Origin of the sequence: Amycolatopsis xylanica (genome assembly GCF_900107045.1) — a bacterium.
Classification (GTDB): domain Bacteria; phylum Actinomycetota; class Actinomycetes; order Mycobacteriales; family Pseudonocardiaceae; genus Amycolatopsis; species Amycolatopsis xylanica.
Map to the genome: position 1 here is coordinate 110,660 of NZ_FNON01000013.1, position 24,839 is coordinate 135,498.

20 protein-coding genes are annotated in these 24,839 nt (G+C 66.4%); 8 read left to right on the plus strand and 12 right to left on the minus strand.

Features of this window, described 5'->3' with window-relative positions:
* Positions 1 to 64: 64 nt before the first annotated feature.
* Together BLV57_RS39415 and BLV57_RS39420 are read right to left on the minus strand one after the other, a co-directional pair.
* The gene (locus tag BLV57_RS39415) at positions 65 to 766 is read right to left on the minus strand and encodes a nucleoside monophosphate kinase (RefSeq protein WP_176969012.1); all 702 of its coding nucleotides are present in this window, start codon (positions 764 to 766) and stop codon (positions 65 to 67) included.
* Position 767: 1 nt separating this feature from the next.
* The gene (locus BLV57_RS39420) at positions 768 to 2,069 is read right to left on the minus strand and encodes a radical SAM family protein (RefSeq protein ID WP_218134981.1); all 1,302 of its coding nucleotides are present in this window, start codon (positions 2,067 to 2,069) and stop codon (positions 768 to 770) included.
* A 261-nt stretch (positions 2,070 to 2,330) separates the two neighbouring features.
* Here BLV57_RS39420 and BLV57_RS39425 point away from each other — a divergent pair, with 261 nt between their 5' ends.
* The gene (locus BLV57_RS39425) at positions 2,331 to 3,518 is read left to right on the plus strand and encodes an acyl-CoA dehydrogenase family protein (protein WP_091298957.1); all 1,188 of its coding nucleotides are present in this window, start codon (positions 2,331 to 2,333) and stop codon (positions 3,516 to 3,518) included.
* Between the two features lie 32 nt (positions 3,519 to 3,550).
* A complete protein-coding gene (locus tag BLV57_RS39430; RefSeq protein WP_245757708.1) occupies positions 3,551 to 3,811 on the plus strand; it encodes a phosphopantetheine-binding protein in 261 nt (86 codons plus the stop codon).
* Positions 3,812 to 3,880: 69 nt separating this feature from the next.
* Here BLV57_RS39430 and BLV57_RS39435 read toward each other — a convergent pair whose 3' ends face one another.
* From BLV57_RS39435 to BLV57_RS43550, 3 genes are all read right to left on the minus strand, one after another.
* Positions 3,881 to 4,102: an acyl carrier protein gene (locus BLV57_RS39435; RefSeq protein ID WP_176969013.1), complete on the minus strand. Its 222-nt coding sequence runs from the start codon at positions 4,100 to 4,102 to the stop codon at positions 3,881 to 3,883.
* Between the two features lie 10 nt (positions 4,103 to 4,112).
* Positions 4,113 to 5,315, minus strand: a complete 1,203-nt coding sequence (locus BLV57_RS39440; protein WP_091298963.1) for a type III PLP-dependent enzyme domain-containing protein — start codon at positions 5,313 to 5,315, stop codon at positions 4,113 to 4,115.
* A gap of 143 nt (positions 5,316 to 5,458) precedes the next feature.
* Positions 5,459 to 6,667: a condensation domain-containing protein gene (locus tag BLV57_RS43550; protein WP_176969014.1), complete on the minus strand. Its 1,209-nt coding sequence runs from the start codon at positions 6,665 to 6,667 to the stop codon at positions 5,459 to 5,461.
* Here BLV57_RS43550 and BLV57_RS39450 point away from each other — a divergent pair.
* Positions 6,623 to 9,862 carry a glycoside hydrolase family 2 protein gene (locus BLV57_RS39450; RefSeq protein ID WP_176969015.1) on the plus strand — a complete coding sequence of 1,080 codons (3,240 nt, stop codon included), beginning with the start codon at positions 6,623 to 6,625 and terminating at the stop codon, positions 9,860 to 9,862. The genes BLV57_RS43550 and BLV57_RS39450 overlap by 45 nt on opposite strands.
* 61 nt (positions 9,863 to 9,923) lie before the next feature.
* Here the strand turns inward: BLV57_RS39450 and BLV57_RS39455 are convergent, their stop codons facing one another.
* From BLV57_RS39455 to BLV57_RS39465, 3 genes are all read right to left on the minus strand, one after another.
* Positions 9,924 to 10,667 (minus strand): PIG-L deacetylase family protein, encoded by a 744-nt coding sequence (locus BLV57_RS39455; protein WP_091298972.1) that lies wholly within the window; start codon positions 10,665 to 10,667, stop codon positions 9,924 to 9,926.
* 71 nt (positions 10,668 to 10,738) lie between these two features.
* Positions 10,739 to 12,163: a class I adenylate-forming enzyme family protein gene (locus BLV57_RS39460; RefSeq protein ID WP_091298975.1), complete on the minus strand. Its 1,425-nt coding sequence runs from the start codon at positions 12,161 to 12,163 to the stop codon at positions 10,739 to 10,741.
* Positions 12,164 to 12,181: 18 nt separating this feature from the next.
* Positions 12,182 to 13,375 carry an aminotransferase class III-fold pyridoxal phosphate-dependent enzyme gene (locus tag BLV57_RS39465; protein WP_176969016.1) on the minus strand — a complete coding sequence of 398 codons (1,194 nt, stop codon included), beginning with the start codon at positions 13,373 to 13,375 and terminating at the stop codon, positions 12,182 to 12,184.
* A gap of 192 nt (positions 13,376 to 13,567) precedes the next feature.
* Here BLV57_RS39465 and BLV57_RS39470 point away from each other — a divergent pair, with 192 nt between their 5' ends.
* The gene (locus tag BLV57_RS39470; protein WP_143047273.1) at positions 13,568 to 15,193 is read left to right on the plus strand and encodes a B12-binding domain-containing radical SAM protein; all 1,626 of its coding nucleotides are present in this window, start codon (positions 13,568 to 13,570) and stop codon (positions 15,191 to 15,193) included.
* Here BLV57_RS39470 and BLV57_RS39475 read toward each other — a convergent pair.
* The 4 genes from BLV57_RS39475 to BLV57_RS39490 are packed head-to-tail and all read right to left on the minus strand — an operon-like array spanning position 15,184 to position 19,488.
* Positions 15,184 to 16,869, minus strand: coding sequence for a CocE/NonD family hydrolase (locus BLV57_RS39475; RefSeq protein WP_091298984.1), 1,686 nt, complete (start codon positions 16,867 to 16,869; stop codon positions 15,184 to 15,186). The two genes, BLV57_RS39470 and BLV57_RS39475, sit on opposite strands and share 10 nt — an antisense overlap.
* A complete protein-coding gene (locus BLV57_RS39480; RefSeq protein WP_176969017.1) occupies positions 16,869 to 17,669 on the minus strand; it encodes an ABC transporter permease in 801 nt (266 codons plus the stop codon). Before BLV57_RS39480 ends, BLV57_RS39475 begins: the two co-directional genes overlap by 1 nt.
* A gap of 2 nt (positions 17,670 to 17,671) precedes the next feature.
* Positions 17,672 to 18,496: an ABC transporter permease gene (locus BLV57_RS39485; RefSeq protein WP_091298988.1), complete on the minus strand. Its 825-nt coding sequence runs from the start codon at positions 18,494 to 18,496 to the stop codon at positions 17,672 to 17,674.
* Positions 18,493 to 19,488 (minus strand): ABC transporter ATP-binding protein, encoded by a 996-nt coding sequence (locus BLV57_RS39490; RefSeq protein ID WP_091298991.1) that lies wholly within the window; start codon positions 19,486 to 19,488, stop codon positions 18,493 to 18,495. Before BLV57_RS39490 ends, BLV57_RS39485 begins: the two co-directional genes overlap by 4 nt.
* Before the next feature lie 174 nt (positions 19,489 to 19,662).
* On the opposite strand from BLV57_RS39490, the gene BLV57_RS39495 reads away from it, so the two are divergent.
* The 4 genes from BLV57_RS39495 to BLV57_RS39510 all read left to right on the plus strand — a co-directional run bounded on the left by BLV57_RS39495 (position 19,663) and on the right by BLV57_RS39510 (position 24,602).
* Positions 19,663 to 20,190: a phosphopantetheine-binding protein gene (locus BLV57_RS39495; protein WP_176969018.1), complete on the plus strand. Its 528-nt coding sequence runs from the start codon at positions 19,663 to 19,665 to the stop codon at positions 20,188 to 20,190.
* The gene (locus BLV57_RS39500; RefSeq protein WP_091298994.1) at positions 20,187 to 21,536 is read left to right on the plus strand and encodes a condensation domain-containing protein; all 1,350 of its coding nucleotides are present in this window, start codon (positions 20,187 to 20,189) and stop codon (positions 21,534 to 21,536) included. The genes BLV57_RS39495 and BLV57_RS39500 overlap by 4 nt, the downstream gene beginning before the upstream one ends.
* Before the next feature lie 354 nt (positions 21,537 to 21,890).
* Positions 21,891 to 22,937 carry a ParB/RepB/Spo0J family partition protein gene (locus tag BLV57_RS39505; protein WP_245757709.1) on the plus strand — a complete coding sequence of 349 codons (1,047 nt, stop codon included), beginning with the start codon at positions 21,891 to 21,893 and terminating at the stop codon, positions 22,935 to 22,937.
* 126 nt (positions 22,938 to 23,063) lie between these two features.
* The gene (locus tag BLV57_RS39510) at positions 23,064 to 24,602 is read left to right on the plus strand and encodes a hypothetical protein (protein ID WP_143047274.1); all 1,539 of its coding nucleotides are present in this window, start codon (positions 23,064 to 23,066) and stop codon (positions 24,600 to 24,602) included.
* The last annotated feature ends 237 nt before the right edge of the window (positions 24,603 to 24,839 follow it).

Consider the following 24,839-nt stretch of genomic DNA (forward strand, 5'->3'; position numbering starts at 1 on the left):
AACGCGCTACCATTATTTCGGTCATCTGTTTCGCCCGAAACCGGATGGCCGTCTCCTTTCCCCTTCAGGGCGACAGCCGGGCCGTCACCGCGCCGACGCCGAGCACGTCCGCGAGCTCCCCCAGCACACGCTCGGCAGGCTGGGCGCCGTCGATCTCGGACAACAGCCCCCTCGCCGCGAAGTACTCGCGTGGTCCCTTGCTCAGCCTGCGGTATTCGGCGAGTCGTCGCTCCAGCGTCGCGAGCAGGTCGTCCCGCCGGACGACCAGCGCGCCGCCACAGTCCTGGCACCGCGAAGCGGTTCCGGCGTCCGTCGGGGCGCCGCAGTCACCGCAGATCCGTCTGCGGGTCACACGTGCGCGCACGACCTCGTCCGGCACATCGACGACCACGTACCCGGCGACCCGGGTGCCCCAGCCGTCGACCGCCTCCAGCAGGTCGTCACACTGCCGCTCGTCCCGAGGGTAGCCCTCCACCGCGACGACTTCCGCCGTCGCGGGCAACCGATCGAGGAAATGCAGGAACTCCTGCCGCACCAGGTCGTCGGTGAGCAGCTCCTGACGGAGCAAGGTGTCCCGCATGGCCAGGCCGAGCGGGTCACCCTGCGAGGCCAGCCACAAACCATAATCGCGGACACCGAACCGGGCGAGGCGGTCCGATCGGCGGCCGAGCTCGATCAGCGCGGAGGACTTACCGGCGCCAGGGGGCCCGGTGACCGCGACCACGACCGGCGGTGCGGACGCGGCCTTCGGATGCTGGGAAGCCACGTCACGTCCGCCTGCCGACACCGGCGCCGTCCAGCATCGACCAACCCTGGCCGACCAGATCTTCGGGCACGGTGACTCGTCCTTCGGCGACGTGCTGCTCCAAGACGCGCAACGTGGCGTACAACCGGCGTGCGGGCCGGTCCAGCAGCGACTCGGTGAGGTGGTAAAGCTGATTGGTGTCCGCTGCCAGTGTCGCGGCCTCAGGAAACGCGTCGGACAGGAGCGCGGCGAGCTCCTGTGGGCCATTGTCCACAAGGAACACCGTGAGGGGATCCGCGTACAGGTACCGGATCGCCTCGGCCCAGTCGCTGACCTGGCGCACGTCGGCGCAGCGGTTGGGCGCGTTGCCTTCCAGGATGCGAGCCTTGCCGTCGTCGTCCACCAAGCAGGCCAGCCCGTCCAGGTGACGCACGACCGGTCCGTTGTACGTGCGCGCGGGCACGCTCTTGCCGCGCCCGTCCAGGAATCGCTTGCCGAACACGTCGGCCCGCGACTGCTGGGGCAGGCCCACGGGCAGCCGGGAGAGCTTCCGCTCGTTCATCCGCCCCTCGACGATGAGGTTCTTGTGGTAGACGAGAATCGACCGCCCGTCCGGCAGCTCGATCTCCTGCTGGTAGTCACGGATCGGCCCGACCTTGCCCCCGAGCGCCTCGGCCAGCCGCTCGGTCGTGGGGTCGTTGTCCAGCAATACGGACCGGACGTAGCAGCCGACGTCGCGCAGGTCGTCCTCGCCCAGCAGCTCGATGACACGGGCGGCGGGCTCCACGCCGATCCGCTGCGCGTGGAACCAGTCCAGGCTGATCCTGATGGTGAAGCTCGCCTTCGCCAGGCCGTGCGCGCGTTCACGCCAAGCCCGGACAAGACGCCGGACCGCGTCGCGCGTCTCTTGTGGACCGTCGGCGAAATGAGCGCTGGTGATGAGTTCGATCTCCGTCAGGTCCGGCGAATCGATTTCGTTCACGAACAGTTCGCAGAACTCCGGCTCCACCATCGGCTCGCCACCACCGGACAGCACGGCCTTCCACAGACCCATGCCATTCATCAAGCGCATCACCGCGGCCGGCTCGCGTGCCACGCTGTACCGGGTGAGCCGGTCGGTCGACATCGGGGACGCGTAGTTGCAGTGCCCGCAGCCGACCGGGCACTCGGCCGACGGCCACACATAACAGGTGGAGGCGTGCGTCGGCCCGTGCTGCGAGTATCCGGGCAGCGCGGCGATGATCAGGTCGCGGTGCTGGTCGAGTTCCGCGAACTCGGGTGTCTCGACGCGACCCACCCGCTGCTTGTACAACGACTCGGGCATGTACCCCCCTCTGTGTGAAAGAGATTTCCAGAACGGCGCGCGCCTCGAGCCCAACCAATGGGACGGAATTGATTAGTCCACTGCCCTGGCGTGTGTCACCGAGCTCACCAAAGGCGAGGTGAATCGTCAAGTGCGTGCAACCGTGATGGAACACATCGGACGGGAACAGTGCGGCTCGTGCGCTTCATTGACCTTGCTGGCAAGCGCAATCTACGGTTGACGCCGGGCCAGGCACATCAATTCAAACCCAGGGGGCTCACAATGGGAGATCGTGCCGAGAAATTGGCCGCCGCATATCAAGCGGCGCGAACCACGCTTCCGGTGCTCGAACAACACGCGGCGACGACCGACCATTCCTCGGAATTCCCGGTCAAAGCCGTGGATGAACTGCGCGCCGCAGGTCTGATGGGGCTGTTGGTTCCGGTCGAGCACGGCGGCGCGGGCGGCGACCTCGGGGACCTCGTGGCCGTGGCGGGCCTGCTCGCCACCAAGTGCGTGTCCACCGCGTTGATCTGGGCGATGCACTGCCAGCAGGTCGACTGCGTGGTCCGCTTCGGACCTGAGCGGCTGTGTGCCGACCTGCTGCCGAGGATCGCGGCCGGTGACGTGTACCTCGCTTCCGTCACCACCGAGGCGGGCAAGGGCGGATACCTGTTCAGCAGTGAGGCTCCCGTGGTGAGTGCCGGTGACATGCTGGCGATCGACCGGCAGGCGCCGATCGTGACCGGAGGCAAGCACGCTGACGGCTTTCTGATCACCATGCGGGAGTCGCCGGATGCCGACGAGCGGCGGGTGACCCTGTGTTACGCCGACCGCGACCAGCTGACAGTGGAGACCACGGGCACCTGGGACACACTCGGCATGCGCGGCACCGCGAGCGCCGGCATGCGGTTACGCGGCCAGGTCCCGGCGCACCAGGTGGTCGGCGAGCCCGGCGGATTTCGGGCGGTCGCGGCGGAAAGCATGATTCCCGCGGGGCACCTTGGCTGGTCCGCGGTGTGGCTGGGGGCGGCTCGGGCCGTGCTCTCGGACGTGCTCACCATGATGCGGGCCCAGGGCACGGACAAGGTACCGGACCTGACAGCCGACCGGCTCGCCCGCGCCCGGATCGACGTCGAACTGGTCGCGTCCTACCTGGCGGCGGTGCGTGACGAGGTACGGGCGCACCGGCGTGCCGGGACGTCGCTGTCGGCCATGCCCACCCAGATCCATCTCAACAACCTCAAGGTCGCCGCGTCCGAACTGACGTTCCGCGCGGTCGACGGCCTGATGCAGGTCGCAGGCCTGACCAAGGGCTACCGGCGCGACTCGCCGATCCCAGTGGAACGGGTGTTCCGGGATCTGCGGTCCGCCGCGCTGAACTACAGCAACGACCGCATCACCACGGCGACCGGCACGCTGTCCCTCCTCGACCGCGTCGTCACACTGGCGCCCGCCGACCTGATGTAGGTGTACCCACCACGGCCACGAAGGGAACGCAGTTGTCCGAAGAGCAATGGTCGGCGGCATTCCGGGAAATCCTGATCCGGCACCTGCCGATGGCCGAAGCGATGGTCGAGCCGGACGCCGCTCTCGCGGGCCTGGGACTCGACTCACTCGGCACGGTGAACCTCGTGCTGGAACTCGAGGATTCGCTCGGCGTCTCCATCCCGGACGAACTGCTCGTCAGGGAGACCTTCCTCTCAGCGGCGACGCTGTGGACGGCGGTATCCGGCCTGCTCATGGAGCCTGGCCACACTTGACACTCGCTTCTTCGGCCACGCCGTCGCTGCCGGATGAATCGCCCGGTCCTCTATGCGGACCGGGCGATTTCAGTTCGCGAACCTGCCGACAACGTCCAATGTGGACTTCACCGTGGCGAACGTGTCCCCCACCAGGTACTCGTCGGGCAGGGTGATGTCCAGCTCGGTCTCGAGCAGCACCACCAGTTCCACCACCCGCATCGAATCCATGCCCATCTCCCACAACGGGGCGTTCGGCGGCAGCTGGGCATCCGGTGCGATGCCACAGACCTTGCGGATCGCTGCGGTCACCGCGTCCTCGTCAACCACAGAAATCCCTCACCATCGTCACTCGCGTTGCACCGATCACTTCGGCTCCGTCCACAATGACCTCGGCGGGCAACCGGCGGGACAGAAAACCGACCGCACTGGCGGACAGGCCGTAAGCGCCCACATTCGGGATTCTGACCAGGTCTCCTGGCATGACGTCCAGCAGCAGTTCCCTGTTCAGCACGTCGAAGGGCGTGCACAGCGGCCCCGTCACCGTCACCGGCCGTCGTACGCCCGCCGGGGAACGACGGTGCACAACCTCGACATCCAGCGGCGCGGGCAAGGTGCGTCCGCTGGCCTGCAACCCCGCGACACAGTTCACGCCCGCGTCGAGGATGACGTACTCCCGGCCATGGGAAGACTTCACATCCAGCACGCTCGCGTACAGGCTGCCCGCGGTCGCGGCGAGGAACCTGCCGGATTCGAAGACGAGTCGCGCGTCCGCGGGCGTCGCGGCGAGTTCGGCCGCCAAGGCCGCACGCAGCTCCGTCAAACCGAGCTCGCCTGGCCTGCCGAAGGGCGCCGGGAAGCCACCGCCCAGATCCACTATGGACGGCCGGAAGCCCCACTTTCGCGTCACCTCACCGACGAACCGGACCACCTCGCCCGCGGTGGCGGCGAGCACGCGCAGATCTGCCTGGTTGGACATCGCGTAGGACTGGAACCCGACCACGTCGCCGGCGCCGAGGTCGTGGGTGGACCACGAGGCCAGCACGTCGGCGTCATCAACGCCGAATTGACTGGGCCTGCCCGACATCGCCAACGAGGCGCCCTGATGCGCGGACGACACGTTGACCCGCAGGAGTATTCCGGCGAACCCGCCGACCGCGCGGGCTTCGGCCAGCTCGCGGAAGCTCTCCACGGTCACGTAGCCACTCCACCGCTTGGCGAATTCCACGAGCTGGTCCCGGGTTTTGCCGGGGCCGGAGTAGATGACCGACGTCGCGGGCGTGCCGTCCGGGATCGATGACCACTCCCCCGCACTGCTCACCTCCGCCCCGAGGCCCTCGGCCAGGCAAGTGCTCACGATCGCAGGATGGGGATTGGCTTTCAACGAGTAGAAGACCCGGGCTTCGGCGGGCAGCTCGGCCCGGAGCAGTGCCGCCGCGGACCGGACGCGCGCCAGGTCGTAGACATACAGCGGAGTGCCCCATCGTGCGGCCAGATCACGCAGCTGGTCCTGGGAAAGCGGCATGTCAGCTCTCCCCGGCCGAGGAACGATGAATCGCCATACATTCCTTCCCTATGCTCGAATACAAAACGCATCAAGGCTCGAACCGATATATGGCGAGATCGGATCGACGTTAAGTCACATTGTCGGGAAGTGTCAAGAAACGATCAGCTGATGTGCAACTGTCCGGGATCGACAGTTGCACAGCCGAGCAGGTCGGCGAGCACACTCTGGACCTCGGCGGCGGGAATGTCACGTTCGGCGGTGGTGACCACCAGCCATTCGATCGTCCGCAGCCACGCTTCGGCCTCGTCGAGGGACAACCGCGTGGTGTCGACCCGGACGCGCAGCACGAACTGGCTGTCCGCGGGGAAGGCATCCACGTAGAAGCCCAGATTCTCGTGATGCGTGCTGTCGTACCACTCGAACGTCGTCGGACCGGGGCCGTCCTCGGCACGCGGACCGCGGCGCGGTACCCCGGCCAGCAGGTTCACGATGATCGCCGACCCCAGTTTGTCGAAGCAGACGCCCCGGTCCCGCTCGAACCGGGCGCACAGAGCACGCATCGCGGCCGGCGCGTACCGCGCGACCTGGACAGACCGCATCGACTCGGCACCTGCCGCGCGCATGGTCTCCGTGACGGTGCCCTTGATCGGCAGGTGGAGGATGGCCTCTTGGGAGAGCGGGCCGGGATATTCGCGGTCGCCCTGGGTGAACCTGTTGCTGGATATGGTGAACAGCAGCGCCGAATCGAGCCCTGCCCGTGCGCTGGACACCGCGGCGAGCGCGCCGCAGAGCATCCCCGCCCAGCCGAGCCGCTTCTTCCTGGACAACAGCTCCAGCCCGTCGAGCAAGGCCGCCGACCGCAGTTCGCCGTACCAAAAGCGAACCGCGTCCGGGCGGCGGCGGTCCCGCAGCCAGGTGGTGGGCGGACAGTCCGCGTACCGGACCGCGGCGAACGCCACCGCCCGTCGCTCCATCGCCTCGCCTTCGCTGGAGTTCTCGAGCGCGGCCAGGTCGATCGGCGACTTCGTGGCAGGCAGGTCACCGGCCAAGGGGAAATCGGCCAGGTCGTCAGCCAATATCTGCCGGCCCCAGCCATCGGTGGCGAAATGGCTGACCCGCATGATCAGCTGGACCACCAGTCCCTCGTTCAGGAGCAGCAGCGGTCTGCAGAAATCGGTGGGCGTCGTCCCCGAGGCCGTCTCCCACAGGCGGCCCCACTCAGCGCCGGCGTCCTCGAAAAGACGCACCGGCACCGTGCCCTCCGCACGAACGCGTTGCACAGGCGTGCCGTCCGGCAGGACGGTGATCGACGAGCGCAACACCGGATGGCGCAGCAGGAAACGGCGCACGAGGTCGACGGCCGTCGTCACGGGAAGTGGTTCGGGGAAATCCCGCTGGACTGCCATGTCCCAGGAGGCGCAGTCCCCTCCCGTGGCAAGAATCGCCTCCCACATGAAGCGCTGCGCCCAGGTCAGCGGCCCTTCACCGGCACCGGCACCCGCCGTGTAGGCACACTCGACGACCGTCATCGCACGCCTTCCGGTTCGCCCATCTGGTGCAACCCCCACTCCTTGGTTCGCCATCCACCGGATGACCATGCCCGGGGAGGACAGAAGGCGATTCATCCGGCACCCATCCAAATACCGGATTCGGCTACGTGTCAACGATCCCCGAGTATTCTCCGCGCGCCAGCACTCACGACCTTGACCCCGCCGCACTGGCCTGTAATGTTCGTCATCCCTTTACCGAGACCGCAGATGGGGATCCGCATGAGGTTGTCTCGTAAGTGGATCAGCTTCTTTTCAGCCGTGGTGACCGGGGTGGCACTTCTTTCCGCTCCGCCGCTGGATGCCACGGAAAGCACGTCGCAGGGTTTCGGCGAACTGGTGCACGGCTGGAAAATCCAGTCCTCCTCGGTGGCCACCGAGACCGGAGACGTGGTGTCCCGGCCCGGCTACTCCACCGCGGGCTGGCTGCGGGTCTCCCAGCCGGAGACCGTGATGGCGGGCCTGCTGGAGAATGGCAGGTATCCGGACATCTTCACGTCCAAAAACCTCGCCGGGGTGCCGACCGCCCAGTTCAAGCCGAATTGGTGGTACCGCGACGAGGTGACTGTCCACCCTGGACACGGTCAGCACCAGTTCCTGCTGATGCACGGCGTGCTCGGCCGCGCGAACCTGTGGGTCAACGGCAGGAAAGTCGCGGACCAGTCACAGCTGCAGGGCGCCTACTCACGACTGGAATACGACCTCACACCACTTTTGCGCGACGGCAAGAACGTCATCGCACTAGACATTTTCCACAATGACAGCGAAAGCGAGTTCGAGGCGCCCGAGCAGCGCGGCACCGGCGACAAGACCAGCCAGCTGACACTCGACATGGTCGACTGGAACCCGGCCGCACCGGACCATTGGACCGGTTTGCAGTTCGCACCGGAACTGATCCAAGACGGCGTTGTCTCCCTGCGCAACGCCCATGTGCTGCAAAAGAACACGCCGGACATGAGCGCGTCCGACCTGACGATCAAGGCGGATCTGCGCAACAACACCGACGCCGACCAGGTGGTCGACCTGTTCGGTTCCGTCACCCGGCCGGGTACCGCACTGCCGAGTCATCAGCGTGTGACAGTGCGGGCGAACACCACGAAACCGGTCTCTTTGCCTACGAGCCACCTGCGGAGTCCCGAGGTGTGGTGGCCGTACCAGATGGGCGCGCAACCCCTGTACCACATGAATCTTCTCGCCTTTTCCGGCTTGTCCGTCGTAGGCGAACACTCGGAGGACTTCGGCATCCGCACGGTCACCTCGGCCCTGACGCCGGTCGTCCCCGGAAAGACGCTGGCGCCGGATGGATACCGGCAGTTCGCGATCAACGGCGTGCCGTTCGTCGTCCGCGGTGGCGGCTGGTCGCAGGAGATGTTCCTGCGCTACTCGGCCCAGAACACACGAGACCAGCTCGAGTACATCAAGAACATCGGCCTGAACACCATCCGTTTCGAAGGGAACTTCCCACCGGACGACATGTTCCGGCAAATGGACCGGATGGGCATCTTGGCGATGCCAGGCTGGCAATGTTGTGACAAGTGGGAGCACACCGGGTGGAACGAGGAGATCAAAGCGAGCGCAGCCAATCAGGCCGGAGCCGTGGCCACCTGGCTGCGTGACCATCCGAGCGTGTTCTCCTACTTCCAGGGCAGCGACAATGAGCCCGACCCGGAAAAGGAAGCGATCTTCCTGACCGCGTTCGAGGCCGCGGAGTGGTCCGTTCCGCAGATCGCGTCGGCCGAGTACAAGGCTTCCGCACGACTCGGGCAAGCCGGTGCCAAGGAGGGCCCGTACAACTACTCACCTCCCTCGTACTGGTGGAACAACGGGCCGGAGATGAACAAGGGCGGCGACTACACCAACGCAGGCGGCTCGTTCGGCTTCAACACCGAAACCAGTTCCGGCTCGACGATCCCCACACAGGACTCCCTCAGGCGGTTCCTCACCCCGGCCGAACAAAGCGAGGTCTGGGACATCAGCTCGACCAACGGCAGGACCAGCGGCCCGGACATCTTCCACACGAGCCACTTCAATCCCTACACCGCGGTCGGCAGGCTCGGCAAGTACAACACTCCACTGTGGAATCGCTACGGCCACTGGACCGACATGATGTCCTACCAGCGCATTGCCCAGGCCGGCGGTTACGAGGTGACTCGCGCGCAGTTCGAGGCTTACCTCGGGCACTCGAAAGACCCGGCCAACCCGAGCACCGGACTGATCTACTGGCAGATGAACAAGGCCTGGCCCTCGCTTCAATGGGAACTCTACGGTTACGACTTCGACCAGTCAGGCACGTACTTCGGCGCCAAGATGGCGAACGAACCGGTCCACATCATGTACGCCTACGATGACGGCTCGGTCAAGGTGGCGAACCTGACGGGCAGGCCCCAGTCCGATCTGCACGCCACCGCTCAGATCATCGACCTCGACGGCACCGTACGGCAAACCCTGCGAGCAGACGTCCCCAGTCTGTCCACTCAGGACGTACAGAGCGTACTCAAGCCGATGGTGCCGCCGGACATCTCGTCGACCTATTTCCTGAAGCTCCAGCTGAACCAAGGCGACCGCGAGATAAGCCGTAACGTGTACTGGCTGTCGACGAAACCCGACAAGGTCGATTACGCCAAGACGATCGGTGACTGGGGCGGAGCCGAGTTCCAGCCCGGCGGCTATGCCGACCTGACCGGCTTGCAGAGCCTGCCGCCCGCCCAGGTCGAGTTCGACGCGCAGACCCGCCGGGACGGCGACGACCTCGTCACGTCGGTGACCGTGCGGAACGTGTCCGCTCGGCCGACGGTCGCGTTCATGGTGCGCGCCGACATCCGGCGCGGCGCCGACGGCCGCCCCTCGGCGGGCGACAACCAGGTGCTGCCCATCCAGTGGAGCCAGAACGACCTGACGCTGTGGCCGGGAGAAACCCAGACCGTCACCGCCCGATACCGAGCAGCACAGTTGCGCGGTGCGCGGCCCGTGGTGACCCTGGCCGGGTGGAATGTGCCGGAGGCCGCGATCGGAGGATGACCCACGTGGCCGGTGTTCCCGGCGGTGAGCACCGCCGGGAACGCCCACCACCGCCGCACGGTCACTGTCCGGAGACAGCCAGCTCCCAGGCCAGTTCGTAGCGGAAGAAGGACTGCCAGCGGCGGGTGTCATCCGGAGTGAGGACCAGGGCCGGCAGCTGGGAGCGATAGCACAGAACCGCTCGTTCCTTGGCGCGTTTCAGGTCCTCGGTGAGTTCGAAGACCCGCTCAGTGAGCTGAGAACGGTCGAAGCCGCAGGCCACGAGCTCTTCGTTGATCCAGAAGTCCACGTCGAGGTAAGGCGGATTGTCCACTCCGGTCGCTCGGGACGGCCAGCCGAAGCGGAGTGCGTAGGGCAGATCCGCGTAGACGAACACCGCGGGCGCGGCCGGCCCCTCCCGGAGCGCGGCGAGTACGGCGTCGCGCAGCAGGGCGTGATCCGGATGGTCTCCGATGCCGGCAGGCAGCCAGATTTCGGCCGATTCGGCCAGATAGGGCCGTAGCTTGGCGATCAGCTCTCGCTGGTCCAGCTCGCCATCACGGTATTGGTCCTCGGGTTCGGGCAAACGGACCGACGCACAGCCGAGTGCCGCGACCGCGCGTTCGTCTTCGGCGAGCCGCTCGGCGTAGCGTTCCGCCGAGCTACTGGCGCGAGTGATCTTGTCCCACCTGGTGCGGTCGATGGACGCGGGCGGTGGACCCGCGAACACTGTGACGACCCGGGCTCGCGGGCGGCTCAGCTGCGCCGCCGCGGAAAGCACCGCGTCGTCGAGATGGGCGGAGAATATCGTTGCGCTGAAGGTCATATCCCACCTAGGTCTCTTCCGGCATCGCCGGCGTGTGCAAGCTCTCGGCCGTGACGTGGCCGCGTGGCATGTCAGCGCTCCCGTAGCGCGGCAAGGTCGACCTTGCCGCGATCGTTGACCGGAAGCCGGTCGAGCACACGGATCTCGTTCGGCACCTTCCACACGCCGACCAGCGCGCCTAGGCGGCGCCGGATATCGGCGTCCGCGGCGGTCCCCTCGACGTACAGGACCGGTTCGCCACCCCGCGGGCCGACGACCAGCGCGGCCGCGCTGACCGAGTCGAGCTGGGCCGCCGCACGCTCGATCTCGGCGGTGGACACCCGGGTGCCCCGGATCTTGACCTGCCCGTCGCGCCTGCCGTGCACGTAGAGCCGCCCTTCGGCGTCCAGCCGACCGTCGTCGCCGGTCAGCAACACGCGGACGCCCTCGCGCTCCTGAAAAGTCGCCCGTGTCCGGACCGGGTCGTTCCAATAGCCACGCATCACGTGTGGGCCGGACACCACGACCTGGCCGACCTCGCCGGGGGCGGCCGGGCGCCCGTCCTGTCTCTCGATCCACACCCTGGTGCCGGGCAGGGGCCGTCCCACGGTGCCGGGGGCCGCCACATCCTCGTCCACGGCCGAGATGGTGGTCCGTTTGCATTCGGTGAGCCCATACATCGACACCAGCCCGGCGCGCGGGAAGAGCGCGCGCAGCGCGGCGCGGGTGTCGTCGTCCCAATGTGCGCCGGTGCTGGTGATCAGGCGGACGCCGTCGCGGACGGATGCGGGCCAGCGCGCGGCCAAGGACAGGCAGGACCGGGCGAGCGCGGGCAGTATCGGCAGGACGGTGGGCCGCGAGCGGCCGGCGCCGGCGAACGTGGCGAGCGCGTCACCCGGTGTGGCCGCCACCAGCGTCGCACCGGAGGCCACCGCCAGGAAGAGCTGATACAGGCCATAGTCGAAGGAGAACGGGGGAACCGCGAGCACACGATCGGCCAGCCGGTAGCCGAGCCTCCGCTGAATGGCGTCGACGCTGAAGGTGACGGCTTCCCGGTGACAGATCACGCCGCCCGGGCGTCCCGATGAGCCGGAGGTGTAGATGACCAGTTCCGGGTTTCCCGTCTCCTCGACCTCTCCCCCAGGGCCGGGCTCGACAACCGGTTCCTCCTCGCGCCCGGTGAGGATCAGGTGGGGCGCGTAGTCCTGTTCGATCATCGCGCGCTGGGTCGCGCTGTATCGGTCGCCGATCACCGATACGGTCGCGCCGAGCTGCGACACGGCATAGACGGAGACCGCTGTCCGCACCGCGCCACTGACCGTCACGAGGACCCGGCTGCCCGGCCCGATCCCCTGCCCGGCAAGGGATCGGGCGAAGCCTCGCACTCGCGTCCATAGCTGAGCGTATGTCAGGTCCGTGCCGTCCTCAGCGATCGCGACAGCGTCCGGGCGTCGCTCGGCGGAGCTGTGAAGCAGCTCCGTCAAAGACGGCGTGGCCGGGCGCACGAGGTAGGTCATGAGCGCGTGTCCACAGCGTCAGTCCGTCTGGTTCAGCCAGTCGACCCACCGACTGGTCTCGTCCGGCGTGCGCGCGAAGTCGCCCAGCCCGCACATCTCCCACCACGCGGCCCGATAGCGCGACTTCTCGTCGATCTTCACGTCGGGCCAGCGACCTGCCAGCACCTTGCAGGCCTTCCGGAACCGCTGCACCGACTCGTCCAGCGCGTCACCGGAAAGCGCCAGCGAGGGCGCCTGGTGGTCGCCGGGGTAGAACAACAGGAACTCGGCGCCGGCAGCGCGATAGAACTCGTTCTCCACCACCGCGTTCGCGCACACGAACTGGAACATGGCACCGCCACCGATGATCTCGATGGGCAAACCCGCCTCGGCGAGCGCGGATCCCGCCTCCGCGATGAAGTGGTCGCCCTGCGCGAGAACGGCGCTCTGCACCTCACCGGTTTCGACAACCGCCAAGGTGGCCTCGGCTGCCGCCAGGATGGTCGGCTCGAAATACGAGGTGAAACTGGTCTGCCGCAGCGAGTTCAGCAAGGTGGCGTCCCCGCCGACGGCGGAGATCGCATGGCCATTGGCCATACCCTTGGAAAGCACCCACACATCGGCCGGGATCACCTGGCCAGCGATCTGCAGGCCCGGCCGGTGGCGCAGCCCGGTCCTGACCTCGTCGAGGATCACCACCACACCTCGCGGGCGGGCGATCGCGTCAAGCCTCCGGTACCAGCCCTCGTCGAGGTGGATCGCGTCCGTGGACACCACGACCGCGGCCACCGCGCCCGGTTCCCGGTCCAGGCAGCGGGTCAGCACCTCGAGGTCGTAAAGGAAGTCGATGATCCCGTCGGCGTTCGGCTCGAACAGTGCGGGCGGCGCCGACCACATCACGTCGTAGCCGTGGTAACCGGAAGACAGCACCAGCCGCTTCCCCGTGCTGTCGCGGACCGCGCCGACCGCCGCGCGGACGGCCGCGGTCCCGGTGCGGAACAGGGAAATCCGGTCACCTCCGCACAACCGGTGCAGGCGATCGAGCACGGAGTCGAGTGTGGCCGTCCAGCCGGTCGTGGTGCCACGGCCGCCACGCGCGGCCTCGGCGACCGCTTCGGCAACCCGCGCATCGGCGTGGCCGAGCAGCACCGAGCTGCGGGCGTTGTCGAAATCGATCCAGGTGTTGCCGGCGTCGTCGTGGACGTAGACGCCGTTGCCTCCGGTCAGTACCAACGGCCTACCGTCACCCCGCCTCGGGTGAATAGGACTTTGCCCCAACACAGACCCCAGCACGAATCCTCCGATCCTTGGCGATGCCGCCGGCAGCCGACGCGAATGAATCCTGGCCCCCACGCCTGTCGTGTCCGGCAGTATGCGCATAGCCCACCTCGCTTGTAAAGACGGTTATGCCGGATAGCCGGAGACTTGACACAACTCGGAGGGTCGCGGAATTGTAGGGTCGCTCGCCATCCGCTGAAGATTCCGGTCATCGCCTTTCCTGTCACGCCCGATCCCAGTGAAAATTTCGGAGGCAATCAGGTGCAATCGACAGATCTGGCAATGCCCACTTTTCGCGCGACAACGCATGCCACACCTTCGACGGCAAGGCGCCCTTTCAAAGTCCGCCTCGTCGCGATCAATCCCGAAGGCTTTAGTTCGGCGCTCGCTTTTCTCGCGGCGACAGTCGACCAGCAATTCCAGGGCATGGCGACCGTCGAACAGCTCATTTACGACAGCGAGGATGTCCGGAACCGGGGATTCGATGTCTCACTCGCCATCTCCGACATCGTCAAGGACGGTCCCGACATCATCGGGCTTTCGTGGTACTCGTGGAATGACGCCCTGGTGCGGCACATCGCGAAGCTCGTGACCGAGCTACTCCCGGACGCGGCACTGATCGTCGGCGGGCCGCAGACCCGGACGGCGTTCGAGCCGGACCTGATGACGCTGCCCGCGGGAACCGTGCTCGTCTTCGGCGAGGGTGAGCAGACGTTTTGCCAGCTCATCGACGCCGTACTCGCCGAAGACACACTGAGCAGGCTACCCGAAGGCAGTGGCCTGGTCACCGGCGAGGGCATCCGCAGGGGTAAGCCGAGGACACAGGCGATCCCCTTGCAATCCCTGCCCTCACCGATTCTCACGGGACATTTCCACGAACCGAACGGACGCCGGTTACCGTCCTATTCCACGACCCGCGGCTGCGTCTTCCGGTGCTCGTTCTGCGCCTGGCACGACAATCTCAACGAACGCCTCTTCCCGTTGGACAAGGTACTGGCCGAGCTCGACGTGATCGCCGGGAAGAACTACGAGATGGTGTGGTTCACGGACACGATCTTCGGCAGGGACGTCGAACGCGGCCTGGCTATTTTGAAGCATTTGGAAGGCTGGGGCGGCCGCACGAAGTTCGGTTTCGAGATGCACGCCCAGTTCCTCGACCCGGCACTGGTCGAAGGCATAGCGAGGCTGCCGATCGACTTCGCCGCGATCGGCGTCCAGTCGCTCGCGCCCGGGGTGCTGAGGCTTTCCAAACGCAGCCCCAAGACACAGAAGCTTCACGACGCCATCGACCTGTTGTACCGGCGGATGCCGGATCGCGGCACGGTGCACATCGACCTCATCTTCGGGATGCCCGAGCAGACATTGGACGACTGCCTGCAATCGGTCTCGGAACTGCTGGAGAAATACCCCGACGCGACCCTCTTTTGTTCGATGCTGCAGCTTATTCCAGGTACGGCGTTCGAACGCTACCGCCAAGAACCGGGCTGGGTCTGCCTGTCGCCGGAAGGCGACTACGAAGTCGTCTCGACACCAACGCTGCAAGGAGACGACCTTCTTCGCCTCCGCGACCTTCTCGTCGGCTTGGACGCCATGTGGATCGCGCGCCGCGACGACGACGCAGGCCTGCGGCTGTCGGCAGAACAGGCCGAGACAGTCGGAAAAGCATTGCGGGGCAGCCGGTTCCACAACTGCCCGACCGCGTACCGGCAGGGCTTGATGACCTGGAAGGACGTGGAGGCCGCCGGCCAGGAGGTCATCCGGTCCTACTCCTGAGGCAGGATCGGCAGCACCAGGTGAGACGGGTACGCGCGGCTGTGGTGCACCCGGTTCACCGCCACCACAGCGGGTCCGGCGCCGTGCGCGGTGCCGGACCCGCCGGTGTTCGGGTTCAGGTCGAACCGGGGGAAGTTGCTCGACGACACCTCCAAGCGGACGCGGTGACCACGCCGGAACACGTTCGCGGTCGGCCCGACCTCGATCCGGAGCTCGTGAACCCGGTGCGGTGTCAGCATCCGCGGTTCGGACAGCGAGTCGCGATACCGGGCGCGCAGTATCCCGTCACAAAGGATTTCCGCACGACCATCCGGAGCGACGTCGACCAGCTTCGCGGTGAAGTCGGTGTCCACCGCGGACGATTCCGCGTACAGCACGAGTGTGACCATGCCGACCACGGTCACCGGCTCGGCCAGCGCTTCGGTGCTGTAGCAGAGGACATCGGCCCGGCACTCGATCGAGCGCTGATCGAGCGGCCCGCAGTCCACCCCGCTCATCAGCCCGGCCATCAGGGTCGAGCCACCTCCCGTGCGGACCGGGTCCGCCGGGTCGTACCGGAAGACGTCGGCGTGCTCGTCCTCCGGACCGGTCGCCGCCAGCACGCCGTCGCCTGCCCGGGTGTTCGCGGACCCGTTGCTGTGCAGGTAGAGACGAACAGGCTGGGCCTCGGGCGGCGGCCAATCAGCGTAGCCCCGCCACTCGTCCGCGCCCATCACGAACAACCGGACCGGCGGCTCTGCCGACGGCGGACCGTAGCGCACGTGCTCATCGAACCACTCGAGGTGCGCCCCGGTGAGGTCGAACGTCGCCGCGTCCGCCGACGGGCCGTACTCACGTTCCGGGAACCGCCCGGCCATCAGGCAATGTGACCACGGCCCGACGATCAGCCGCTGCGACACGCCCAATCGGCGCATGGCGGCGTAGTTCGCGACCGTGCCCGCGACGAAGATGTCGTACCAGCCACCGATGCTCAACGCGGGCTTCGTGATCTCGGCATAGCGCTCGCGTACCGAAATCCCGCGCCAGTAGTCGTCGTAGACCGGATGCTCCAGCCACCTCTGGTAATAGGGCGCTACCCGCCCGATCAACCCGGACAGCGACGACGGGTCCCGATAGCCGGCCTCGATCCCCGCGACGGCCCGGTCGACGGCGGCCCGGAGCTTGCCGTCCCCCAGTGGAGGCAAGGTCAAGTCCGCGAGCACCCAGCGGAGGCAGAAGCCGAGCTGGAACGCGCCGCCCTGATAGGTCCAGCCCTCGTGGAAGTCGCTCGACGTCACATGCGGAGCGATGGCACGCAGGTTCGGCGCGCCACTCACCGCGGCTTGCCATTGCACCGCGCCCTCGTAGGAGCTTCCGAGCATGCCGACGGCGTCCGTGGCCCAGTCCTGCTTGCCGATCCATTCGATGGTGTCGTAACCGTCGCCGAGTTCGTACTCGTAGGGTTCGAACACCCCCGCCGAGTCCCAGCGGCCCCGGACATCCTGTACCAGCAAGTTGTACCCGGCGGCGGTCAGCCGGTCGACGTCCGCCGGGCTGCCGGGTGGATAGACGGCCTTGCCGTACGGGGTGCGCTGCAGCAGCGTCGGCCGCGGTTCGCGACCGGCCGTCCGGTACAGATCGGCGCGCGAGACGACGCCGTCGCGCAAAGATATCCGAAGGTCACGTTCGACGCGCATCAGCTGCCACTTCCCTGGTAACGGCCGAGCCCGGTGTGCCACACGGCGAGCGCGACCGCGGACACCAGTGCGGCCGCGACCGGCGGGCCCAGCACCAGGAACCAGCCGGGCAGGCCGGACTCGTGATGCAGCAGCAGCCGGGCCGGGTAGTAGTTGACGAAGGCGAACGGCAGCAAGGTCGTAATCAGCCCCAGGAACCAGGTGCCGAAGATATGCGCCGGATAATGCTGCACGATCTCCTGGAGCTCATGGGTGCCGGAAAGGAAGACTCGCGAGTGCGTCGTCCAGAACGCCAGGCTGCAGAGCGCGAGCGTGATCCCGGCGAGCACGACGCCCCCGGACAGCACCGCGAGCACGAGATACGCGATCCGCGCGGGTGTCCACGGCAGGCCGAGCTTCTCCGCGGCCAGCACGACGCCCGCCACACCGAGCACCACATGCGTAATGTCCTTGAAGTTCAGCTCCCGCCCCAAGATCTGCACCAGCACCGGCACCGGGCGGATCAGCATCTGGTCCAGTGTGCCGTCCTGCACGTAGGTCTCGATCTCCATCAGCTGCCTGGTGAAGAACGACTGCACGCCGAGCGCCACGAGGAACATCGAATACAGGAACACGACGTCCCAGACGGTCCAGCCACCCAGCTGGACGAAGGTCTTCAACAGGACACCGAGCAGCAGCAGGTCGACGACGTTGATCAGGATGATCCCGGCCGAGAGCAGCACGGTGTCCGCTCGATACTCCCGCTGGCACTTCACCGCCAGGCGCAGGTGGTGACCGTACAGCTTGAGCGTGTGTCGCACCGTCAGCCTCCCTGTATCACGAGTTTGCGGCGGATTCCACGCCATGCCAACGAAACCGCGCCGATCGCGGCCGCTGTCCACAGCACCTGCAGGCCCAGGCCGCGCCATGCCTGCGTGCTGTCGGCGAAACCGACGTAGATCGACAGCGGGGTGAAGAAGATCGAGCGGAACGGGAGCCAGTTCGTCACCGCGCTCAGCCAGCCGGGGTAGAACCACAACGGGATCCAGACGCCGGACAGCATGGTGATCACCGCGTGGTACAGCACCATCAGCCCGAACAGGTTCATCGTGAGCATGACCAGCAGGCCAACCAGGAAGTTCAGGCAGAACAGCAGCACGTAAGCCAGCAGCACGCTCACCACGAACTGGATGCCGGCCAGCGCGCTGACCGGTCCGGCCACGTCGAAGGCCAGTGCGGCGACCGCGGAGACCGGCAGCACCACCAGGGCGGCGACCACCAGCGTCTCCCCCAGCCACAGGCAGAACAGCTGATACGGCACCGACATCGGGCGCAGCAGGTCACCGGTGACCAGCCCGGTCCGCACCCGCTTGGCGAGGTGGAAGTGCGGACCGTCCCACCATCCGAGCAGCTCACTGAGCACCGCGGAGACCACGCCGTACGCGATCATGTCCGGCAGCGGGATCGGGAAGCTCGACGCGGACACCGAGTAGAGCACCGACCAGACGACCACCACACCGAACATCTTGATCACCGTGTTGACCAAGTGCATCCAGTAACCCGCCGGATACGCGAGCCGCTGGTTGACGCCCTGCCGGGCGAACGCGCGCAGCAGCACGAGCCAGCGAGGCACGAGTGCGGTGGTCACGGCACCGGGATTTCGAGGCCGTCGGTGTAGAACTGCCGCACGATCTCCTCGATCCGCGGCTCCTCGACCGTGAAGTCGCGCACGGGGTAATGCCGCATCAGATGTCCGGTGACCTCCGTGATCGGCAGGTCTTCGCGGCGGAACCTGACCCACGCGGTCAGCGGGCTCTCCAGTCCGGCGAGCGCGCCGGGCACCTCGAACGGACCATGAATGTCCTCGGACAGTTCGACTTTCACGGTGGTGTACGGCGAGAACCTGGCGATAGTCTCCGCGAGAGTGCCTTCGAAGAGCTTGCCGCCCTTGTCGATCAGGATGATCCGGTCGCTCAACAACTCGATGTCGCGCAAGTCGTGCGTGGTCAGCAGGATCGTCACACCGGTCTCGTCACGGATCCGCTTGACGAATTCGCGCAGCCTGCTCTTCGCGGCGACGTCCAGGCCGATCGTGGGCTCGTCGAGGAACAGGACCTTCGGCCGGTGCAGGAACGCGGCGCCGAGGTCGGCTCGCACGCGCTGACCGAGACTGAGTTGCCGCACGGAAGTGTGCAGGAAATCCGCCAGCCCGAGCACCTCGGTCACGTTTTCCAGCACGCGATCGAAATCGTGCTGGGAGACGTCATATATCCGCCGCAGCAAGCGATAGGTCTCGATGACCGGTACGTCCCACCAGAGTGTCGTCTTCTGCCCGAACACCACGCCGAGCTCCCGGAGCGCTCCGGCGCGATCGCGAAACGGGTCCAACCCGGACACCCGGACCGATCCGCTCGTGGGCAACAGAATGCCGCAAAGGCATTTCATCGTGGTGGACTTACCGGCGCCGTTCGAGCCGAGCAGGCCGACGATCTCACCTTCGGCGACACTGAAGGACAGGCCGGACAAGGCTTCCCTGTACTCCCAGCGCGGGCGGAGCAGATTACGGATCGGGCCCGATTCTTTGTCCGGCTTACGGACCTTGAAGCTTTTTGTGAGGTCACGGACCTCGACAACGTTCATTCCGTCCCCCGTTTCCGCGACCCCGTCGCACCACTGTAGCGATCCTCCGGGCAAACGCGTAGCACGTGTCCTTGACGCTTAGCCGAAGCCGATGTTTCGATTCTCGGCGCGCCGATGAATCGCGCTATCCGGCACTTTTCGCCAGCAGTCGACCAAGGGGGAGAATCCAGACCAGTGGACACCACCGACGCGGTATCTCCAGGCGAAGTCGAGTCGGCACTCACACACCACCACGCGGTGACCGGGTCCGCGGTGTTCGCACTCACCCATCAGGCGCTCGGCGAAGCCACCGTGGCCGCAGTGACCGTGCGGTACGACGTCGGTGTGCGAGAACTCCACCAGCATCTCAGGCAGCAGCTGCCGGTGCGGGACTCCCCCGCGCTCATTCTCGTGCTGCCAGAGCTCCCCAAGAACGCGCGGGACGTCGTCGACCTGCTGGACAGGCCTGGTCCGGCCAGGTTCGTCGCACCCCGGTCCGCACCGGAGCGGGCATTGGCCGGGATCTGGTCAGAGGTCCTCGAGGTGGGGGCCGTGGGTGTGGACGTGAACTTCTTCGAACTCGGCGGCGAATCACTGGCCGCCATCGAAATCGCGGCACGCGCGAAAAGCTCGCTCGGGGTCGAACTCGACGTGGCGGACATCTTCGATCGCCCCACGGTCGCCGAGCAGGCCGAACTCCTCGGCGGGACGTCCGACCGGTGACCGGCCCCTTCGAGCTCTCCGCGCCACAGCAGTACATGTGGGAGAACCTCAGGTTCCTCAACCCGGCCGACCCCGGCAGCACCTCGATGAACCAGGTTCTGACCTACCGGATCACCGGCGAGTTCGACGTACCCCGGATGGAACGCGCGTTCAACATTCTCGTCAGCAGGCACGACGCATTGCGGCTCACGCTCACCGACCTCGGCGTCCAGCCACGCCAGCGCGTCACGCCCCGGCTGATCGTCCCGCTGTCGCTGGTGGATCTGACCCATTTACCGAGGGAGGACCGTGAACCCGCCGCCGCGGCCTACGCGGCGGAAGCGGACAGCAGGCCGTTCGACCTGGTCAACGGGCCACTGATCCACCCATCGGTCTGCAAGCTGGCCGAAACCGACCACGTTCTCGTGTTCACGCTCAACCATCTCGTGACCGATGGATGGTCGGCCTGGGTCCTGCGCAAGGAGCTGACCGCGCTGTACGCCGGTGACGAGCTGCCCGCTCTTGCCGGTAGCTACCAGGACTTCGCCGGCCGCCCGTGCCCGAACGCCGAGGCGTCGGTCGAGTATTGGACCCGGCGGCTCGAGGACGCGCCGCCGTCGCTCGACCTGCCGACCGACCGTCCGCGGGCGAGCATGGACGGCTGCGACAACGCCTTCCACATCTTCACCATCGACACCGCGCTCGCCCATGCGGCAGCGGGCCTTGCCCGGCGCAGCCGAGTCAGTCTCTACGTACTTTTCCTCAGCGCCTATCAGGCATTGCTGCACCTCAAGACGGGCCAGCGCGATATCGTCATCGGCTCGGTTTTCGCACAGCGCACCGACAGCACGACCATCGACCTCATGGGCTTGTTCAACAACGTGGTCTTCTTCCGCGCCGCGATAGACCCCGCGGCCACCTTCACCGAACTGCTCGTCCAGCTTTCCCGGACGGCCAGAGACGCCTACGCGCACGCCGCCCCTTTCCCGGCCATCGCAAGAAGTCTCCACTCCGATTTCGATGCCGCGCGCCCATGGCCCGCCCAGAACCTGTATCACGCCTGGCTCCAGTTCGACGTTCCGCCGATCACCACGCGGATGCTGGGCGGCCTGTTCGCCGAGCGGTTCCAGTACGACCTCACAGACCCACCAGCCGAAGCACCGAGCCCGGCCCAGCATCGGCTCATGGCCAAGGAAAACCCCAGTTTCGAACTCCGCGCCAACGGGACCGGCGGGCTGATCCAGTACAACAGCCGGTTGTTCGACGAAGAGACCATCATCCGGCTGGCACAGGATCTGGCGAACATTCTCGCCGCCGTGACCAAGGACCCCGACACCCGGATCGCCGATCTCCCGTGCGGGCGATGACCTGCGCCAGCCGTGTTCCCACGCCCACCTCACCCACAGGTCCGTACCACACCGGCGACTGGTCCGGACCAGTCGCATGGCTCCGCTGGCGTGCAACCGCCAGGAACCGGCACTTGAACGCTGCGAGCGGCTGAAAGATTGCGACATTCGGGCGCATTTGGTCACCTCTCACTATTCAGATATGTGAACAGTTGACCGCTTGACGATTTCCCGCATACAATGAGCATACTATTTGTCGCTAGCGCAAAGGATCCGCGCCTCTGGGGGGCATTCGGATTATCAGCGCGGTCAAACCTGTTCAGGTACATTCGAACGAAGCCGACAGCATCGGTAATCTCACCGGGGGATACATTCATGTCGCACGTCGAAGGCGCTGCTACGGCGATATCACACTCGAAGCGCGCCATGCTGCGCTCGGAATCAGAGATATCTTACAACGGAAACGGTGAAGAATCAATTGTACGTGTTCCCATAAGCATGCTCAAGCTGACGGACTCGCCACGGATCGACGGCGAGGATCCGGCCCACACCAAACTGCTGGCCGAGATCGCCGCCCCACTCCCGCCCATCGTGGTGCACCGGCAGACGATGCGCGTCATCGACGGCGAGCACCGGGTTCGTGCCGCATTGCTGCGCGGCGAGGACGAGCTCGACGCCCGGTTTTTCGACGGCGACGAGGATAGCGCTTTCATTATGGCCGTCGAGGCCAATCTCGCCCATGGGCTACCACTCTCACTGGCCGACCGTAGGGCGGCCGCGCAACGCATCGTCGAGCGGCACGCCGACTGGTCGGACCGGAGCATCGCCGCCGCCGTGGGACTGTCCGCCGAGGCGGTGGCCCGCGTCCGGCGCAATTCCGGCTTGGGCGGTGGGCAGTCCCCGATCGCCCGGATCGGGCGCGACGGCCGAGTCCGGCCGGTCGACTCGACACAGGGCCGGATCCGGGCAAGCCAAGTGCTGGAGGAGAAGCCGGACGCCTCATTGAGGCAAATCGCCAAAGAGGCGGGCATCTCGGTCGGCACGGCGCGTGATGTCCGCGACCGGGTCAAGCGAGGGCTGGACCCTGCTCCCGGCGGTCGCGATAAAAAGGGCCCCACTCCGGTAAAGACGCCGAGTCCGAACAGCGACCCCGCGACGCCTTTCGGCCGCACGACCGCGGACGACACAGCGTCGACCCTGCAGTCACTGCGAAAGGATCCTTCGCTTCGGTTCACCGAAGCCGGACGGCGTCTGCTGCGCTGGCTGGATGGTCACGCACTACGTCCGGACGACGACGCGTGGGTGGTGCCCTCCGTGCCGCCGCATTGCGCCGTGCTGATCGCGGAGATAGCGCGGCAGTACGCGGAGATGTGGCACGGGTTCGCTGAAGTGCTGGAACAGCGGGGTCACGAAGCGACTTGAGCTCTGGAAGCGCTCACTGGGGAGGTTGACTCTTGGCGTACGGGTTCACCGGGATGAATCACCAGTGAACCGGCCCGGCCCATGCTGTTCGGCGCCGCATGCCTCACCGGATAAGGGAGCAAGGGGATGAAAGGCACGACAGTACCCGTCGGAAGGGTGATCAAGTACACGCTTTCCGGCGGCTTCATCGCGATGGCTTTCGGTGTGCTGGGTGTGACTTCCGCGCAGGCGAAACTGTTGGACGGGGACACCACCGCCAAGCCGCAGACGAGGGCAGCTCCAGCGCAGGCCAAAACCGCACCGCAGGTCAAGGATGCGCCCGCGAAGGCGAATCCGAGCCGGGTGCAGCAGGTGCAGAAGGAGAAGAAGTTCGGCACCCCCGTGCCGAACGTGAAATCGCCGCAGCGGACAGAAGGAGACAAAAAGGCTGAAAAAGACACCGCTCAACGAGCGCCGAAGAATCCGATCGAAGATCAGAACGATCGAAAGCTGAAGGCGCTCAACGCCCGCGACAAGGAACGCGAAGAGAACAACAAGCGAGCCAAGGAAACCGGCAAGGGCAACGTCTACCTGAAGTCCCAGGACACCGGATCGGCGGGCAAGAACACCACACCGGTCAACGGGCTGAAGGCGCTGGAGACGGGAAAGGAGATCGAGCAGGCCGCCGACAAGGCCCGCGAGCGCGCGGATCAGTTGGCCAGGAAGCGGGACAAGGGACCGGTCGGTTCGATCCAGACCTGGAAGGCCACGGCGAAGCTCGCGGATGAAGCGGAAACCGAGGCCAAGCGACTCGAGCACATCGCGGGTCCGCGGAACAAGTACTTCGTCCCGCCCCCGAAACCGAAGCCGACGATCCGGCGTGGCTACCAACAGCCTGCGGCTCCGGTGAGCGGGCCAAGGGCGTGGGAAGTCAAGGCCGAGATCGCGGCGGGCGTCGAACCTGCCAAGGACCAGGCGAAGGCGCTGGCGGACCTTCGCGATCAGCAGCCGGAAGGCACGGAGGCGCGTGCGACACTCGACGGCCTCGTCAAGACCGCGAAGCGGAACGCCGCCTGGCTCGAATACGTGGACGACGCCGGTAAGCCGGTTCCCCAGAAGATCGCCGACAGCATCGGCAACGACGTGCAGGACGTCATCAAGATGGGGACCGCGGCCATGGACGTCGGTGCCGGGAGCAACCTCGAGAAGACACAGGAAAAGGCGCAGAAGAAATTCGCCACCTCGGCGGAAAACGCGCGCGACTCCGCTCGCGAGCTGACCGACTTCAAGCGGACCGTGCGCTTGCCAGACGGCAGCATTCCACCGGAACGCCAGGCGGAGCTGACCGAGAAGCGTAACGCGCTGAGGACGGTGGCCGCCCAGGCCGCGGACGATTTCCGGGCAAGTCAGCAGACCGCGAAGATCACCAAGACGCTCAAACGCGTGACGAGCGGGATGATGACCGGCGTGGCGGCCGCGTACGACCTGTCGCAGGACAAGCCTTGGGACGAAGTCGCCGCCGGAACCGCAGGCGGTTTCGTCGGAGGCGCGCTCGGCGGAAGGTACGGCGGCGCCGCGGGTGGGTTCGCCGGCGGCGTCGTGGGCAGTGCGATCGTCGAGGAGACGTACAAGGCCATCCGGGATTCCGGTAAGGACATCGACGACATCGTCAACGAAGCCGAGTAGCGGCGTCGTGAGTGTTGCGGGCGGTTATTGAGGGGAAAGCCAAACATGGCGTGTCGCAGGGCAGCTGAGTGAGGGCCTCCCTCACCCAATCCGGGTTACACGGGTAGTCGGGCGAGCCTGCCGAGTGGGGAGTCGTGAGTGTTTTCGCCGGTTAGAACCGGCCGGAACACTCACGACCCCCATGCCCAAGCCGAGCCCACGACCACGCCACCTTTGCGCTTCCCCTCAATAGAACCG

Bases quoted from the DNA above. Each gene is read 5' to 3' on its own strand.
- BLV57_RS39420 (WP_218134981.1), bottom strand. From the start codon at position 2,069: ATGCCCGAGTCGTTGTACAAGCAGCGGGTGGGTCGCGTCGAGACACCC.
- BLV57_RS39475 (WP_091298984.1), bottom strand. From the start codon at position 16,869: ATGCGCGTCGAACGTGACCTTCGGATATCTTTGCGCGACGGCGTCGTC.
- BLV57_RS39425 (WP_091298957.1), top strand. From the start codon at position 2,331: ATGGGAGATCGTGCCGAGAAATTGGCCGCCGCATATCAAGCGGCGCGA.
- BLV57_RS39455 (WP_091298972.1), bottom strand. From the start codon at position 10,667: ATGACCTTCAGCGCAACGATATTCTCCGCCCATCTCGACGACGCGGTG.
- BLV57_RS39510 (WP_143047274.1), top strand. From the start codon at position 23,064: ATGAAAGGCACGACAGTACCCGTCGGAAGGGTGATCAAGTACACGCTT.
- BLV57_RS39440 (WP_091298963.1), bottom strand. From the start codon at position 5,315: ATGCCGCTTTCCCAGGACCAGCTGCGTGATCTGGCCGCACGATGGGGC.
- BLV57_RS39450 (WP_176969015.1), top strand. From the start codon at position 6,623: ATGGCGCAGCAGGAAACGGCGCACGAGGTCGACGGCCGTCGTCACGGG.
- BLV57_RS39490 (WP_091298991.1), bottom strand. From the start codon at position 19,488: ATGAACGTTGTCGAGGTCCGTGACCTCACAAAAAGCTTCAAGGTCCGT.
- BLV57_RS39505 (WP_245757709.1), top strand. From the start codon at position 21,891: ATGTCGCACGTCGAAGGCGCTGCTACGGCGATATCACACTCGAAGCGC.
- BLV57_RS39460 (WP_091298975.1), bottom strand. From the start codon at position 12,163: ATGACCTACCTCGTGCGCCCGGCCACGCCGTCTTTGACGGAGCTGCTT.